At 32.2% G+C, this 16,482-nt stretch carries 13 protein-coding genes; 12 read left to right on the top strand and 1 reads right to left on the bottom strand.

From position 1 onward, the window contains the following. Window positions 1-315: 315 nt before the first annotated feature. From H600_RS0119990 to H600_RS0119965, 6 genes are all read left to right on the top strand, one after another. Window positions 316-1,047 (top strand): hypothetical protein, encoded by a 732-nt coding sequence (locus H600_RS0119990; RefSeq protein WP_026730452.1) that lies wholly within the window; start codon window positions 316-318, stop codon window positions 1,045-1,047. A 58-nt stretch (window positions 1,048-1,105) separates the two neighbouring features. Then, entirely contained in the window at window positions 1,106-1,858 is a 753-nt protein-coding gene (locus tag H600_RS0119985) for a hypothetical protein (RefSeq protein ID WP_026730451.1), read from the top strand. 5 nt (window positions 1,859-1,863) lie between these two features. Beyond that, a complete protein-coding gene (lipB, locus tag H600_RS0119980) occupies window positions 1,864-2,562 on the top strand; it encodes a lipoyl(octanoyl) transferase LipB (protein ID WP_026730450.1) in 699 nt (232 codons plus the stop codon). Between the two features lie 19 nt (window positions 2,563-2,581). Then, entirely contained in the window at window positions 2,582-3,157 is a 576-nt protein-coding gene (locus H600_RS0119975) for a Crp/Fnr family transcriptional regulator (protein ID WP_026730449.1), read from the top strand. 66 nt (window positions 3,158-3,223) lie between these two features. Next, on the top strand, window positions 3,224-3,961 hold the full coding sequence (locus H600_RS0119970) for an SDR family oxidoreductase (protein ID WP_026730448.1): 738 nt from the start codon (window positions 3,224-3,226) through the stop codon (window positions 3,959-3,961). A 173-nt stretch (window positions 3,962-4,134) separates the two neighbouring features. Continuing rightward, a complete protein-coding gene (locus H600_RS0119965) occupies window positions 4,135-4,986 on the top strand; it encodes a nuclear transport factor 2 family protein (RefSeq protein WP_084157410.1) in 852 nt (283 codons plus the stop codon). A gap of 34 nt (window positions 4,987-5,020) precedes the next feature. Here H600_RS0119965 and H600_RS0119960 read toward each other — a convergent pair whose 3' ends face one another. Further along, a complete protein-coding gene (locus H600_RS0119960) occupies window positions 5,021-5,686 on the bottom strand; it encodes a ribonuclease HII (RefSeq protein WP_026730446.1) in 666 nt (221 codons plus the stop codon). Window positions 5,687-6,244: 558 nt separating this feature from the next. Between H600_RS0119960 and H600_RS0119950 the strand changes: the two genes are divergently transcribed. The 6 genes from H600_RS0119950 to H600_RS0119925 all read left to right on the top strand — a co-directional run bounded on the left by H600_RS0119950 (window position 6,245) and on the right by H600_RS0119925 (window position 16,395). Then, window positions 6,245-9,355 (top strand): SusC/RagA family TonB-linked outer membrane protein, encoded by a 3,111-nt coding sequence (locus H600_RS0119950; RefSeq protein ID WP_026730445.1) that lies wholly within the window; start codon window positions 6,245-6,247, stop codon window positions 9,353-9,355. Window positions 9,356-9,364: 9 nt separating this feature from the next. Beyond that, entirely contained in the window at window positions 9,365-10,930 is a 1,566-nt protein-coding gene (locus H600_RS0119945; RefSeq protein WP_026730444.1) for a RagB/SusD family nutrient uptake outer membrane protein, read from the top strand. 179 nt (window positions 10,931-11,109) lie between these two features. Next, entirely contained in the window at window positions 11,110-13,077 is a 1,968-nt protein-coding gene (locus H600_RS0119940; protein WP_026730443.1) for a putative porin, read from the top strand. 49 nt (window positions 13,078-13,126) lie between these two features. Then, the gene (locus H600_RS0119935) at window positions 13,127-14,488 is read left to right on the top strand and encodes a pyridoxal-phosphate dependent enzyme (RefSeq protein ID WP_026730442.1); all 1,362 of its coding nucleotides are present in this window, start codon (window positions 13,127-13,129) and stop codon (window positions 14,486-14,488) included. Window positions 14,489-14,572: 84 nt separating this feature from the next. Beyond that, window positions 14,573-15,055 carry a 3'-5' exonuclease gene (locus H600_RS0119930; RefSeq protein WP_026730441.1) on the top strand — a complete coding sequence of 161 codons (483 nt, stop codon included), beginning with the start codon at window positions 14,573-14,575 and terminating at the stop codon, window positions 15,053-15,055. 68 nt (window positions 15,056-15,123) lie between these two features. Next, window positions 15,124-16,395, top strand: a complete 1,272-nt coding sequence (locus tag H600_RS0119925) for a DUF2851 family protein (protein WP_026730440.1) — start codon at window positions 15,124-15,126, stop codon at window positions 16,393-16,395. The last annotated feature ends 87 nt before the right edge of the window (window positions 16,396-16,482 follow it).

Here is a 16,482-nt window from a genome sequence, read left to right as displayed (position 1 = left end):
TAGTTTTTAAGTCGCAAAGTTGCAAAGTCATAAAGTCTAAAGTTTTAGAAAAGAGTACTATTTTTTATAAGGAGCAGAAAAAACGGTTTTTTAATTGCCTTTTGTCCCGCTATTCGTTACAATCTTTTATGCCGAACACCGGCATAAAAGGATTTTCACTTCTATCGGGGCTAGAGGAGAAGTTTCTGTTTTCAAAAGGCGTTTAGGTTGGAACGTTGATCCTTGTCGCGCCTGTAAACAAATATTTGTGTAAGAAATAAACTAAGAAAAACTTAGTATCTTAGTCGCTTAGAACCTTAGCCTCTTAAAAAAAAAATGAAATACATATTCGCCTTTTTAATCTTGCTTTCTTTTTCAAGTTGTCAAATTACAGAAACCATCAATCTCAATTCCGACGGAAGTGGAAATATTGAATATTATAATCTTCGCGATGAAAACAGCTTCGCACAGTTAGGGAGACAAGATCTCAGATACGAGAAATTTAGAGATACAATTTTTACTTTTCAAGATTATATAACCAAGTATCAGGATACTTTTGTAAGGTTCAATAAAGCAGATCAAGCGTTGTTTACAGAACATGCAAATGTGAAAATGCATATCAAAACCGATCCGGTTCAAATGGAAAACTTTAATAAGTTATCGCTTGATTTTAAAAAAATAGACGCAATACCGGATATTTATGAAAGCCTTGGATTAGCAAATTCGTTGAAAGAAAACTATCCTATACACAGAAAAAGCTATCAAATAAAATGCACTTTTGACGGCACAGTTTTTAAAAGAGTTTTTACCATAACCGACCCAGAAAAATTTGAGAAAGACAAAAAGGAAATGGAAGAAAGGGAAAAAATATATTCGAAGTATAAAATAGTACAATCCTATACGCTGAAATATTTCTTTCCAAAAAAAATAAAATCGGTTTCAAATGAAAAAGCAATTATTGGTCCTGATAAAAAATCTTTAAGCTTAGAAGTTCAGCTTTCAGATTGTTTAAAAAATCCTGAAATAACAAATCTAGAAGTTATTTTAGAATCGAAAGACTTTCAATAATTCGAATCTTCAAAAAAACAAAATAGACTTCGTATCTTTGATAAAAAAATGTACAAAGATGAAATTTAATAAATTACTTGGTTTCTTTTTCTTATTGGCGACACTAACAAGTTGCACTTTTACTGAAAACATTTACATCAATGATAACGGATCTGGAAAATTTTCTGTTGATATGGACGGTTCTTCTTTAATGCAAATGGCAGGTGACCAAATTGGAAGCCAAATGGGGAGCGATGCAAAAAAAGATATTGATACCACTTTTACTTTCAAGCAATTACTTGCAGAGAAAAAAGATAGTATCGCAAAACTTTCTCCAGAAACGCAAAAAGAGCTCAAAAAACTCGAAAACTTTATAGTTACAACAAAAATGAGTGCCGAGAAAAAACAGTTTTTAATGACTTTGGCAACTGATTTTAAGAGTGTAAATGAACTTCAAGATATCTTGCAAATTGCTAGCACTTTACAAAAACTTGAAGGCGGTGCAAATGCAAATCCGTTAGGAGGCGGTTTTGGCGACAATAAAAGCAAACTAAGTTATACATACGACGGAAAGAAATTTACTAGAAAAGCTACAATCGATCAGCAAAAATTGACTGAAAAACTTAATGATTCGTCTGCTGATATGTCAAAAATGATTTTTGCGTCGTCAAATTATATTGTGAAATATCATTTTCCTAAAAAAATAAAAAAAGTTTCTAATCCGAATGCTTTATTCAGCGACGACAGAAAATCTATTACAATTCAATACTCTTTTACGGATTATATGGAGAATCCGGACAAGCTTAACTTTGATGTTGAGTTTGAAAAATAATCAAAATGAATAAAAAAATTCAACTTCAGGATCTGGGCAACAGAGACTATAAATCGACTTGGGAATATCAAGAAGAACTTTTCAAAGATATAGTCGATTTGAAAATAAAAAACAGAAGAGAAGAACTAGATTTACCAACTCCAAATTACTTGTTATTTGTTGAACATCCGCACGTTTATACTTTAGGGAAAAGCGGTGATTTAGAAAATTTACTATTAAACGAAAAACAATTAGAAGCTAAAGGAGCGACTTTTTATAAAATCAATCGTGGTGGCGATATTACCTATCATGGGCCAGGACAAATTGTAGGTTATCCAATTCTGGATTTAGAAAACTTCTTTACCGATATTCATAAATACCTTCGTTTGCTAGAAGAATCAATTATTCTAACATTGGCAGAATACGGATTGGAATCGGGCAGGAGCGAAGGCGAAACAGGCGTTTGGCTTGGTGTTGGAACCCCATTTGCTCGTAAAATTTGTGCTATGGGTGTTCGTGCCTCGCGCTGGGTAACCATGCACGGATTTGCTTTAAATGTAAATGTCGATTTAGGCTATTTTGATAACATTATTCCGTGTGGTATTCGCGGAAAAGGGGTTACTTCGTTAAACGTTGAACTTGGCGTTGAAAAGGTTGATGAAGAAGAAGTAAAAGCCAGAATCCTAAACCATTTGAAACAATTGTTTGAAGCTGAATTTGTTTAAGATTTTAAAGTAATCAAGTATGGAAAATGAAGAAAAAAAGTCATTTTTAAAGCATTTAGGGCTTCCAGAAAAAGAATTGCAAGAATTATTGAATATTACTGAACATAAAAAAATAGCTAAAACAAATTATTTTATTCGAGAAGGTCAAGTGCCACGCAAGATGGCTTTTGTTGTAAAAGGTTTATTTCGATATGTTTATACACACGAAAACGGAAACGAATTCACTAAAAATATTATAGCCGAAGGGAATTTTATAAGTTCGTATTCGGCTATGATTTATAATACAACTTCCTATTTTTCTATTGAAGCTTTAGAAGACGCTGAAATTTTAGAAATCGACTACAAAGATTGGATCGAAATCAAAGAGAAAAATCCTTTTTGGAACACATTTTTAGTTCAAATACTTGAAAAGGCATTTTGTATTAAAGAAAAGCGAGAGAGGGAATTGCTTCTTTTAGATGCCGAAAAAAGATATGGAATTTTTACAGCTGAATTTCCTGATATTGAAAATCGTGTTTCGCAACAAATCATAGCATCTTATTTAGGAATTCAGCCTGAATCTTTCAGCCGACTCAAGAGAAAAAACAAGACTTAACATAGATCAAGGGAGATTTTTTGACCAGTATTTATTTTTGATTTCTAATTTTTTAAAAACGAATTTATGGAAATCTTAAATAGTACAATTGTTATAACTGGCGGAAGCTCAGGTTTAGGACTCGAAATGTGTCGACAATTTATAGCAAAAGGAAACAAAGTTATAACTTGTTCCCGTTCGCTAGAGAAACTTCAAAAAGCACAAAAACAACTCCCCGATTTAATAATTTACCAGTGTGATATTGGGAAAACATCTGAATGTGAAGATTTCGCGAAATGGTTGCATGTCAATCATCCTGAAACCAACGTTTTAATTAATAACGCGGCGATTGTTTATAACATCGATTTTATGCAAGACCATTTTTCTCTTGAAAAAATGGAAGAAGAGTTTTTGACGAATTTACATGCTCCAATACGCTTAATAAAAATTTTATATCCTATTTTAATAAAGAACCCAAATTCTTTCATTATAAATATTACAACAGGATTGGTTTACACACCTCGAATTATTTATCCCTTTTATAACGCTGCTAAGTCGGCTATACATTCGTTTACTCAGGTTTTGAGAGAGCAGTTAAAAGGAGAAAAAATTGGAATTATTGAAGTATTATTTCCTGTGGTAGATACACCTTGGCATAAAGGCAATCCTCCAAAAATTGCAATTAGTGCTGAAAAGGCAGTTTCAGAAATGCTTGAAAGTATAGCTAAAAATAAGACAGAGATAAGAATTGGAAAAGTAAAATTACTCTATTTGCTTTATAGATTAAGTCCTAGGTTTGCATTCAAAAAAATAAATAGCCTTTAGAATTTTAGATAGAAAGCTGTTTTTCTCTAAAAAAATATTCAAAAAAATGAAAAACGGTTTCGTAAAAGTTAAGATTTTGAAGGGATGGTAAATTATAGGATATTTGTAATTCTCTAAGGTATTTATGCTAAATTTGAGTACTTACTATTAAAATTTTAATTCCTGATTTGCTTATGAGAAAAATCTACTTATTCTGTTTCCTTTTTATGCTTAACGGTCTTATTGCTCAAAAGAAAGATAAGTTATATCCAATTACTGCTTATGAAAAGGTTTGGCAAGAGAAAAATAGCGATGCCAGATTAAAAATGATCAAATCAATTTGGCTAGAAGATAGTACTTTTGAAGATCCTTCCGCCTCAATAAAAGGAACCGCAGCATTTAATAATGTCATTAATGAATTTTATAAAAAATTCCCAGATGCGGTTTTAACCTCTGGCGCAAAAATCGTAAAAGATAATTATGTAACATGGGAATGGAAAATTGTCGATTCAAAAGGTAAACTAATAATGGCTGGACGAGATTTTGCTCGTTTGAATGGAAAAGGCCAAGTAAGTAAAATTATTGGTTTTTGGGATAAGGATGCGACGTTGCCTGAGGCTGATGTTGTGAAAAATCTTGAGACAGATAATTTTAAAGTTGTGGCTAAATATTACGAATGTCTTTTTAAAACAAGAGATTTTGATATCATGGCAACTTTGATTGAAGAGGGAGCCGTTTATACCCAAGCAACTGGATTGCCTTATGGCGGAACTTATGTTGGTTTTTCAGAGTGGAATAAAATGTTTGCAAAAGCAGGAGAATTCTTTGACTTGCAAATTGAAAAGGAACCAACATATTTTAGTGACGCTTCGAAGAATGAAGTAATTATTTATTTCACCATAAATTGTAAAGCTAAAAAATCAGGCAAAACAATGTCGATGCCTATTTCGGAGCACTTTGAATTGAAAAATGGAAAAATTACCGCAGTCAGACCTTTTTATTATGACACCAAACAATTTGCTGAATTTTTAAAAAGTAAAAAATAAAAAAAAAGCGACCTTAATATATAGGTCGCTTTTTTTATTCTAAAAAATCGAGAGTCAGCTGTTCAGGCAAAAGTCTAAAACTCATTCGATGGTATTTTGTTGTTCCGTATTTTTTTATGGCTTCTCGATGTTCTTTAGTCGGATAACCTTTATTTTGCTTCCAATTATACATCGGGAATTCTTCGTGAATTTGGTCCATATATTCATCGCGATATGTTTTTGCCAAAATAGAGGCGGCGGCAATACTTAAAAATTTTCCATCACCTTTTATAATGCTTTGATTTGGGATAGATTTTAAAAGTTCAATTTCAGCTTTAGAAAATTGTTTCCCAAAAGTGTTTTTAAGACCAAGTTTTGCATTTATAGAACGGTTTCCATCTACAATAATATATTCTGGGACATGTTTTAATTTTAAAATACATTCTTGCATTCCTTTCATTGATGCATTTAGGATGTTTATTTCGTCAATTTCATCAGGAAACAAATGTGTTACTGCAAAACATACAGCCTGTTGTTCTATGACTGGCCTCAAAAGTGCTCTAGTTTTTTCGGACAGCTGTTTACTGTCGTTCAAAATTGTATTTTCAAAATCTTGAGGTAGAATAATAGCGGCCGCAGTAACTGGGCCGGCGAGACAGCCACGTCCAGCTTCGTCAGTTCCGGTTTCTAAAATAAATCCTGAGAAATTTTTTTGGAGCATTTTTTAAGCATTTTGCATCGCAAAGATTGCAAAAATTTCTACAAAATGATGATGTTGCGAGTAAAAAACGTTTAAATTCCTTGAATTCAGCATGAATTTTTATGACTTCGGCATTATTTTTTTCTCTAAAATTCCATATTTCTTACACTTTCTCTTAATAATTTTAGTGGTGAATTGATTTTTTTTAAAATATTTAAAATCAAATATTGAAAAAACTTGAAAAAAAACAGATGTTTTGTGCTATTTAGTGCTTGTTTTTGTCAAAAGTTCAAAAAAAAGCGTGGATTTAACGAACTTGATAAAAGATTTCAAGGTTTTTTATGAGTTTAACTATTTGATTTTGTTAAATGTTAAAATTTCTTAACGTTTTTAATTTCAAAACAATTCAATTATTGTTGTTTTTGAAAGAAAAATTGTATTTAAAATAGGAATTAGTTATATTTTAAAGGGATGCATTAAGCTTTTGTTAATAATCTTAGAGAAATTTAAGCTCAAATAGTTTGTTATTTTAAGAAATAATTAAGATGTTTGTCGCATACTAATTCAAAATAAATTAAAATGAAATTAAAATTTAAATGGATTTTTACGCTCCTTGTAGCGTTATCTATGCAGTTTTCTTTCGCTCAAGAGAGAACTGTAACTGGAAAGGTATCTGATAAAACAGGTGTTATTCCAGGAGTAAATGTTGCCGTAAAAGGATCTAAGGCAAGTACTCAGACAGATTTTGATGGAAGTTATTCTATTAAAGCAAAAACTGGTGACGTTTTAGTTTTTTCATACGTAGGTATGAACAACAAGCAAGTTACTGTGGGAACTTCAAACACAGTAAACGTTGAGCTAGAATCTGAAGCACAATTAATGAATGAGGTTGTGGTTGTTGGTTATGGTGTTCAGAAGAGAAAAGAAGTTACAGGGTCTATTTCTAAAATTGCTGGAAAAGACATTGCTAACTTAGTAACTCCATCTTTCGAAGGCGTTTTAGCTGGTAGAGCGGCTGGTGTTCAAGTTTCAACAAACAGTGGTATCATTGGAGGAGCTCCAAAAATCAGAATTAGAGGTATTGCTTCTATTTCGGGTCTGACAGAGCCTTTAATCGTTGTTGATGGTGTGCCTATTTATTCTGGTGATATTGGAGGGGTGTCTGCTACAAATGGTTTAGCTGATATCAATCCTGAAGATATCGAATCTTTTGATGTTTTAAAAGATGGTGCTTCAACAGCTATCTATGGTTCTAGAGCTGCGAACGGAGTAATTTTGATTACGACAAAAAGTGGTAAAAAAGGAACTTTAAAAGTAAATTATTCTAGTGTTTTTGGTGTTGCAAGTGCTGCTAAAACTTATGATTTATTAGAAACTCCTGATTTCTTGGTGATTTCTAATGAAAAAAGAGCAAACATAAATGCTACTCCATGGGCAGTTGGAAGTACTTACAATACTGACTGGCAAGGTGCAGTTTTAAGAGATGCTCCACAAATGACTCACAATCTTACTTTTAGTGGAGGGTCAGATAAAACTAAATACTACCTTTCTTTAGGGTATACAGATCAAGAAGGTATCAATAAAGCTAATAGCTTAACTAGATATTCTATTAGAACTAATATCGATCAAGAAATCAACAAATGGTTAAGTGTTGGTACTAATTTAAGTGTTACTAGAACTGAAACAGAAGGTTTGAACATTAATAGTAATGGTCTTTCAGGTAACATGTTTAATACAATTAGACAATTGCCAAATACACCAATTTATGATGCAAATAACCCAACTGGTTATAACTTAACTATGCCATTGTCAACTAATACAGTTGGAAAATGGGATAACTTAGCTACAGTAGGTGATAACATCACAAACATTATTTATGTTTTAGATCACAATAAATACCAAAACAAAACTCAAAGAACTTTGGTAAGTGCTTATGCAAATGCAAAAATCACATCTGATTTCACTTATAAATTACAATTAAGTGCTGATAACGCAATTACTACAGGTTTCCAATATTGGAATCCAGTTCATGGAGACGGTGCTGGTAGAAATGGATATTTATGGCAAGACAATGTTGATTTATTGAGATGGAACTGGCAAAATATTTTGAATTACAAACATACATTTGCTGAAGATCATAATTTAGCTGTAACTGGAGTTGCTGAATATCAAAAATCTCAAACAAAAAACTTTTGGGGTACAGGTTCAGATATCTTAAGTGATTTTTACAATAAAAACTTGATCACAAACTCATACTCTACTAAAGATTCTGGAGGATCAATGAGTGAAAAAGGAATTATTTCTTATTTAGGACGTGTAAATTATAACTATAAAGAAAAATATTTTATTCAAGGAACTCTTAGACGTGATGGAATTTCTCAATACGAACAAGATGTTAGATGGAATAACTTCCCAGGGGTATCAGCTGGTTGGACAGTTTCAAAAGAAAGCTTCATGGAAGGTATCAGTGGTACAGTTTCTGATTTAAAAGTTAGAGCTTCGTATTCTGAAGTAGGTAACGTTGATGTATTAGGAGGAATCGCATATCCTTCTAAAGGTTTAACATTGAGTTCTCCTTATGGACCATTGAATGGTATTGGTTATTCTCAATTTGGTAATGGAGAATTGCAATGGGAAACAAGTAAGAAAATTGATTACGGTATTGATTTAGGATTATTTAATAATCGTTTGACATTAGCTTTTGATTATTTCAAAAACGATATCAATGGTTTAGTTTTAGCAGCGCCAGTAGATGCTTCATTAGGTATTCCAGGAAGCGTAGTTAACAGTAACGTTGGTAAAATGTTTAACGAAGGTTATGAGTTTACAGTTTCTTATAAAGCAATCAATAACCAAAACTTTACTTGGGATCTTTCAGGAAACTTAACTCTTGCAAATAATGAAGTTACTGCTTTACCTAGTGGTGATATCATCGGAGGATCTTATCAAACTGACGTAAACATTGCTCCAAATATTATTATTAGAGAAGGTGAGTCTATCAATTCATTATATGGATTCCAATACTGGGGAGTTAACAAAGCAAATGGTAACCCAGTTTACTATAAAGCTGATGGAAGCTTAGTTCAAGGTAATTTACCAGGATCTACGTATTCAGTTTTTGATCCTAATAATCCTTCTGCTGCAGGTGCTACAGCAAATTTAACAAATGCTGATAAAAAAGTATTAGGAAATACACTTCCGAAATATTATGGTTCTATTAGTTCTAATATGAAATACAAAAACCTTGATTTTGGTTTTATGTTTAGATTTAGTGGTGGAAATAAATTATTTAACTCTACTAGAAGAGAGTTAATGAATCAAAACTTCAATAATAACGGAAAAGAAATTTTAGGAAGATGGCAAAGTATTGATAATCCTGGAGACGGATGGACACCAAGATTATATGCTAGTACTAACAACACGACTAACTTAAATGGTAGTGCAACAACTCGTTTCGTTGAAAAAGGTGATTTTATCTCTCTTGATAATATTTCGTTAGGTTATACTTTACCTAAAATGTTGTTAGACAAAATTGGAGTTGATAACTTTAGATTATTTGTTCAAGCACAAAATATATGGTTAATTTCTGACTATAAAGGTATCAATCCTGAGATGGAAACAGCTGGTGTAGATATTAATGGTACTCCACGTTCTAAAGTGGTATCAATGGGAATAAATGTAAGTTTATAAAAAGAACATATGAAAAATATTATAATAAAATCAATTTTGTTTTCTGTACTTGCGGTTGGAATGAGTTCTTGTACAGAAGAAAAGATATTGGATCTTGAGCCAATTAACAATATATCTGAAAGTGCTGCATTTTCTACTCCATCTTTAATAGCTTCTTCTATGAATGGGGTTTACAATGCTGCGCAAATCGGAAGATACAACACTACATCTGAAAATGGTGGTAGAGGTTATGTTTGGGGTGCAGCTTTCGTAGAACAAGGTGATTGCCGTGGAGAAGATATGGTTAATACTGCAGCTTTCTTCCAGTTTACTTATGAAGGAAGTTATGATGCAACAACAGCTAATAACGTTTATTACTGGGTTGACGGATATAGATTAATCAACAGATGTAACTTAATGATCGAAGGAGTTGAAACTGCTGTTTCGAAAGGCGTTATTACTAAAGCTGTTGGTGATGATTATATTGGTCAGGCTAAATTTTTAAGAGCTATTACTCATTTTGAATTATTGAACTATTTTGCTAGACCATATAATTTCACTCCTGGGGCTACTCATTTAGGTCTTGTTTATAGAGAAGTTGGTGTTAACACTGCTGCTGAAATTGCGTCAGAGCATGCTAAAACTAGAAGCACAGTTGCAGAATGTTATACAAAAATTTTGGCAGATTTAAATGATGCTGAAAGTTTAATCACTTCAAATGGAGTAACTGGAGGTAGAGTTGTTGCAAAAGCTACAAAATCAGCTGCTATTGCATTTAAAACTAGAGTGTATTTACATAAAGGAGACTGGGCAAATGTAGTTACTGAAGGAAATAAATTAAACAGTTTATACAGTCTTACTGCAGCTCCAAATGGTCCTTTTGTTTTGGCTAATAATTTGACAAATAGTGAGTCTATATTCTCTATTCAACATTCGCCAACAGCAAATCCTGGTGTGAATGGTGCTTTAGCAAGTATGTACAAACAACGTCTTTTGGTTTCTATTAGCCCTATTATCTGGAGAGATCCAAAGTGGTTGGCTACTGATAAAAGAAGACAAGAAGGTGTGATGGTTAATACAAGTGCAGGTGTTAAGTATACAAATAAATATACTGACAACGTAAACTTAACTGATGCAACTCCAGTTATCAGATATGCTGAAGTTTTATTAAACATGGCAGAGGCTGAAGCTCGTCTTGGTACAAATATGACAGGTGCTATTACTTTGTTGAATAAAGTTAGAGATAGATCATTAGCTAATCCAGCAACTGAAACTTATACAGCTGCTTCATTTGCAAGTCAGGCAGAAGTTGTTCAAGCTATCATTAAGGAAAGAAGAATCGAATTTCTTGCTGAAGGACGTAGATGGTCAGATATACACAGATTACAAGGAGATAACTTAGCTCCTGTAGTTGGTATTCCTGCTAAATTGGCTAATGCGGTTCCACCAGCAGCGGCATTTGTTTTAGATGGTAACCCATATTCTGGACCATTAGGTGTAGCGGCAATTCCATATACAGATCGTAGATTTGTATGGCCAGTGCCACAAGTTGAAATTAATACAAATCCAAACATGGCTCAAAATACTGGTTGGTAATAAAATAAATATTTTGATTTAATTAAAACCCTCAATCATTTTTTGATTGAGGGTTTTTTGATTTTTGTTTTATTGTGATAAAAACTTCTCAATCATACTGATTTGTTTTTTTATACGTTTTTATCTTTTACCTTTGCTTGACTAATTTTGTCGATTTTAATTTCATATAAAACAATCAAATGAGAATACTCTTTTTTCTATACCTAATAATAATGCCTTCTTTATTGTTTTCTCAAGAAAAAAACACTCCAAAAAATAATTTGGATATGAATACAAAGTATTCTAGTATAACTGATACCGTAAAAAAGAAAAAATCATTAGTTGGAAAAATCGAACAATATCAGATTATTACTTTGGAGCATGATACAACTTATGCCGATACTTCTTTAACACTGAAAAGTGCTTACAGACAAAATTACCTTCGTAAAGACTATTTTGGACTTTTGGAATTCTCTAATATTGGGCAGACTTTTAATACTTTACAATATAGTTTGAATAGTTTTTCTCCTTATCCTGAAATTGGCTTTTCTGGTAAACATTTTGCTTATATGCAAGCTTCGGATATTAAATATTATTCGGCTGCAACTCCGTTTACTGAACTGTTTTTTAATACTACCATCAATAAAGGACAAAACGTAGATTCATTTATTACATTAAATACTTCTAAAAATCTTAATTTTTCTATTGCTTACAGAGGATTGCGTTCAGAAGGAAATTATATTAATCAATTAGTAAGTGTAGGTAATTTTAGATTTACTACAAGTTATGCAACGACAAATAAAAGATATATTCTGAATGCTCATGTAACATATCAAGATATTACAAATGAAGAAAACGGTGGAATTACAACACCAGAAGATTTTGAAAGTAATGATCCGGATTTTAAAAACCGTCAGCGATTACAGGTATATTTAACAGATGCGGAAACGTTATTAAAAGGACACCGTTTCTTTTTTGATCATGCCTTTAGAATAAATCCAAAAGATGCAGACAATAATTTATATGTGACACATCAATTCAATTACGAATATAAATTTTTTGAATATAAACAACCTACCGTACTTTCTACAGTTGGAACTACTCCTGTAGAACGTTTTGGTGATTCGTATGTTACTAGTAATATCAGTGATCGTACTCGTTTTGAAAAATTATACAACAAGGCAGGACTTGCTTATGAAAATTCGCTTTTAGGGAAATTCTATTTTTTTATTGACGATTACAGATCCAATTACGAATACAATAGAATTATTGTAAAAGAAGATGGGCGTGTAATTCCAGACAATTTATTCCTTCAAATTAATAATGTTGGTGGTCAATATGAGTATCAAAAAAATAAGTGGAATGGTCGTTTCTTATATACTAGATCAATTACAAATCAATCTCTTTCTGATTTGGATGCAAAATTGCGATACAATTTAAACAAAGACTTTCAATTTGATTTTAGATATCGCAATATAAACAAACTTCCAAATAACAATTATAATTTATATCAAAGTAGTTACATCGAGTACAACTGGTCGAATAATTTTAAAAATGAAAAAATCAATCAGCTTGGAGCAAATGTTTATACGCCTTGGTTAAATGCAGAAGTACAATATTCTGTTTTAAAAGATCATTTGTATTTTGCGGATGTTTCGACACAAGAACAAGCTTCAGTTCATACTCAAATTATAAATCCAGCGCAGTACGGAAATGTAATTAATTATTTTTCTGTAAAAGCGAATAAGGAATTTAAGTTTGGAAGATTCGGTTTTGACAATACGCTTTTGTATCAAAAAGTAGATCAATCTGAGTTGATTGTCAATGTACCCGATTTTGTGACCAGAAATACGTTGTATTACTCAAGTTATTTTTTCAAAAAAGCCTTGTTTATGCAGACAGGACTTGTTTTTAATTATTTTACGAAATATTATGGGAATGATTATAATCCGGTTGTTGGAGAATTTTTTGTTCAAAATACCAAAGAAATCGGCAATTATGCAAGATTCGACTTTTTCGTAAATGCCAGAATTCGTCAAACTCGATTTTATTTAAAAGCAGAACATTTTAATGCTGCGTTTTCTAAAAACGATTATTATGCAGCGCCTAACAATCCATACCGTGATTTCGTAATCCGATTTGGTTTAGTTTGGAACTGGTTCGAATAAAATTAGGCCTTGATTTATTTTTTTAAACCAAATATTAAATTACAATAAAATGGACTTTTCAAATAATATTTTAGAAACAATAGGCAATACGCCGCTTGTAAAGCTCAACAAAATTGTTGCTGAAATTGATGCATTAGTGTTGGCAAAAGTCGAAACTTTTAATCCGGGAAATTCTGTGAAAGATAGGATGGCCGTAAAAATGATTGAAGACGCAGAGGCAGACGGCAGATTGAAACCTGGAGGAACTATTATTGAAGGAACTTCTGGAAACACAGGGATGGGATTGGCACTTGTTGCCATCGTTAAAGGTTATAAATTGATTTGTGTAATATCAGACAAGCAGTCTAAGGAAAAAATGGATATTCTTCGTGCTGTCGGTGCAAAAGTTGTAGTTTGTCCTACAGATGTTGAGCCTACGGATCCTCGTTCATATTATTCGGTTTCAAAACGTTTGGCTGAAGAAACACCAAATTCTTGGTATGTAAACCAGTACGATAATATGTCGAATTCTTTGGCACATTATGAACAAACCGGCCCGGAAATCTGGAAACAGACTGATGGAAAAATTACGCATTTCGTGGTTGGAGTTGGAACAGGTGGGACAATTTCAGGTGTTGGAAAATATTTAAAAGAGAAAAACCCAAATATTAAAATTTGGGGAATAGATACTTATGGGTCTGTTTTTAAAAAATATCATGAAACGGGTATTTTCGATGAAAACGAAATCTATTCATATATCACTGAAGGTATTGGAGAAGATATTTTGCCAAAGAATGTTGATTTCTCTTTAATAGACGGTTTTACAAAAGTAACTGATAAAGATGCTGCGGTTTATACTAGAAAAATTGCACTTGAAGAAGGGATATTTGTTGGAAATTCTGCTGGAGCTTGTATAAAAGGTTTGCTTCAGTTGAAAGAGCATTTTAAGCCAGAGGATGTTGTAGTGGTTTTATTTCATGATTCTGGAAGCCGCTATGTTGGAAAAATGTTCAATGATGATTGGATGCGTGAACGCGGATTCTTGGAGGAAAACGTTACAAAAGCGGAAGACGTTATTAAAGATCATATTGATAAGGAATTAATCGTTGTTCGTACGGAAGAATTGGTTTCACATGCAATTGAGCGTATGCGTAAATATAAAATTTCGCAAATTCCCGTTGTCGACATTAACGGTTTTGTGGGTTCTGTTGACGAAACAGATTTGTTTAGAAGCTATGTAGCGGATAAAAATGTAGCCGAAAAACCGATTAAGGACGTAATGGGAAAACCTTTTCCAATCGTAAAATTGGGAACGCCAATTGAAGAAGTATCAAAACTTTTTACAAAAGAAAACGATGCTGTTTTAGTTGATTTAGAAAACGGCGGACATCACATTATTACCAAATATGATATAATTGGTTCGATAAAATAAAGCTTTCAAAATAAAATGTATCCATAAATTCAATTGTAATTTTTGCAATTGGGTTTATGGATTTATCTTTTTAAATATGTTAAAATGAATTTTACTGCAATAGATTTTGAAACTGCAACAGGGTTTCATCCATGTTCTGTGGGAATTGTTACTGTTCAAAACGGAATAATTGTCGATGAGTTTGTTACGTTGATAAAACCGCCAAATAATATCTATAATCCATTCACGATTCAAGTTCACGGAATTTATCCGCGCGACACAGTAAACGCAAAATCATTCGTACAAGTTTATCCCGAAATTGAAAAACGATTGAAAAATAGAGTAGTTGTGGCTCATAATGAGAGTTTTGATAGAAATGTTTTAGTTAAGTCTATGTTGGCAAATGGACTTAGTTATGAGGATTTGAATATTGCCTCTAAGTGGGAATGTACAGTAAAAATCTATAAAGCAAAAGGCATAAAACCTACTAAATTAAGTGATTGTTGCCGTGAAATGAATATTACATTAAATCATCACGAAGCATTATCGGATGCTCGTGCATGCGCTAAATTATATATGATGCGCTAAATAATTATTTGTAGGAATAGTATTAAAAATTTATTAATTTTAGGGTTGTAATTTTTATAAGCCCTAAAATGAAAGAAGATTTTCTTCATTACATCTGGAAATTCAAGAAGTTTGATGCCTTGAATTTACGAACAGTTCAAAACGAGCCACTTGTCGTTTTTAAAACAGGTGATTATCTAGAGCTTTCAGGTCCTGATTTCTTCAATGCGCAAATTAAAATTGGAGAGCAAAAATGGGCAGGAAATGTCGAAATTCACTTAAAATCATCTGACTGGTATTTACATCATCATGAAAAAGATACTGCTTACGAGAACGTAATTTTGCATGTTGTTTGGGAACATGATACTGAAATTTTTAGAGAAGATAATTCTCAAATTCCTGTTTTAGTTCTGAAAAATTATATTTCTAAAGATATTGTCGCAAGTTATAGTAGACTCATTTCTGTGAAAACATGGATTTATTGCGAAAAACAGCTAAAAGAGATTGATGATTTTGTTTTTAAAAACTGGCAGGAAAGATTGTTTTTTGAAAGACTAGAGCGAAAATCACAGTTTATTTATCAATTATTAGATGAAACAGGCCAAGATTGGGAAGCTGTTTTATTTTGTATGCTAGCTAAAAATTTTGGGCTTAATACAAACGGTGATTCTTTTTTGCAAATGTCAAAATCAATCCCTTTTTCGATTCTTAGGAAAGAAAGTTTTGAAATTGAAAATCTTGAAGCTTTGCTTTTTGGAATCTGTGGTTTGCTTGATACAGAAAGAGAAGATGTGTATTTTAAGGATTTAAAATTTAGGTATTTTTTTCTGCTTCATAAATACAATTTAGAAAGGATTTATGTACAGCCAGTTCAGTTTTTTAAGCATCGTCCGGATAATTTCCCTACGATACGTTTGTCTCAGTTGGCAAGTTTATATCATAAATATCAAAACTTGTTTTCGCAAATTATTAAACTGAAATCTGTTGAAAGAGTTTATGGCTTGCTAAATGTAGCGGCAAGTTCTTATTGGCAGAATCATTATCAATTTGATAAAGAGAGCCCAATGAAATCGAAAAAACTTTCGAAATCTTTTCTGGATTTGTTGGTAATAAATACAATAATTCCAATTCAATTTGCTTATTCCAATAGAATGGGAGGAGCAATGGCAGAAAATTTAATTGGTTTTATGAATGATGTTTCTTCAGAGAAAAATTCTATTATCGAAAAATTTTCTTCTTTCGGAATAACATCAAATAATGCATTTGAAAGTCAAACCTTATTGGAGCTTAAAAATGAATATTGCAATCGCAAAGCTTGTTTGAAATGCGGTATCGGAATGGAATTGCTTAAAAATAATTAGACAATTAGAAAATGTGATAATGAGTTAATTTGTACTTTTGTCGTCCTGAGTGAAGTCAAAGGAATCTAAAATCTATCCCGAGGCTTC

Source organism: Flavobacterium denitrificans DSM 15936 (assembly GCF_000425445.1).
Lineage (GTDB): Bacteria > Bacteroidota > Bacteroidia > Flavobacteriales > Flavobacteriaceae > Flavobacterium > Flavobacterium denitrificans.
The sequence above is the reverse complement of the archived record's forward strand: the minus strand, read 5'-3'. Positions and strand labels throughout refer to the sequence as shown.

Coding starts and splice junctions, on each gene's coding strand:
- H600_RS0119975 (WP_026730449.1), top strand. CDS start 2,582: ATGGAAAATGAAGAAAAAAAGTCATTTTTAAAGCATTTAGGGCTTCCA.
- H600_RS0119960 (WP_026730446.1), bottom strand. CDS start 5,686: ATGCTCCAAAAAAATTTCTCAGGATTTATTTTAGAAACCGGAACTGAC.
- H600_RS0119945 (WP_026730444.1), top strand. CDS start 9,365: ATGAAAAATATTATAATAAAATCAATTTTGTTTTCTGTACTTGCGGTT.
- lipB (WP_026730450.1), top strand. CDS start 1,864: ATGAATAAAAAAATTCAACTTCAGGATCTGGGCAACAGAGACTATAAA.
- H600_RS0119935 (WP_026730442.1), top strand. CDS start 13,127: ATGGACTTTTCAAATAATATTTTAGAAACAATAGGCAATACGCCGCTT.
- H600_RS0119950 (WP_026730445.1), top strand. CDS start 6,245: ATGAAATTAAAATTTAAATGGATTTTTACGCTCCTTGTAGCGTTATCT.
- H600_RS0119965 (WP_084157410.1), top strand. CDS start 4,135: ATGAGAAAAATCTACTTATTCTGTTTCCTTTTTATGCTTAACGGTCTT.
- H600_RS0119985 (WP_026730451.1), top strand. CDS start 1,106: ATGAAATTTAATAAATTACTTGGTTTCTTTTTCTTATTGGCGACACTA.
- H600_RS0119930 (WP_026730441.1), top strand. CDS start 14,573: ATGAATTTTACTGCAATAGATTTTGAAACTGCAACAGGGTTTCATCCA.
- H600_RS0119970 (WP_026730448.1), top strand. CDS start 3,224: ATGGAAATCTTAAATAGTACAATTGTTATAACTGGCGGAAGCTCAGGT.
- H600_RS0119925 (WP_026730440.1), top strand. CDS start 15,124: ATGAAAGAAGATTTTCTTCATTACATCTGGAAATTCAAGAAGTTTGAT.
- H600_RS0119940 (WP_026730443.1), top strand. CDS start 11,110: ATGAGAATACTCTTTTTTCTATACCTAATAATAATGCCTTCTTTATTG.
- H600_RS0119990 (WP_026730452.1), top strand. CDS start 316: ATGAAATACATATTCGCCTTTTTAATCTTGCTTTCTTTTTCAAGTTGT.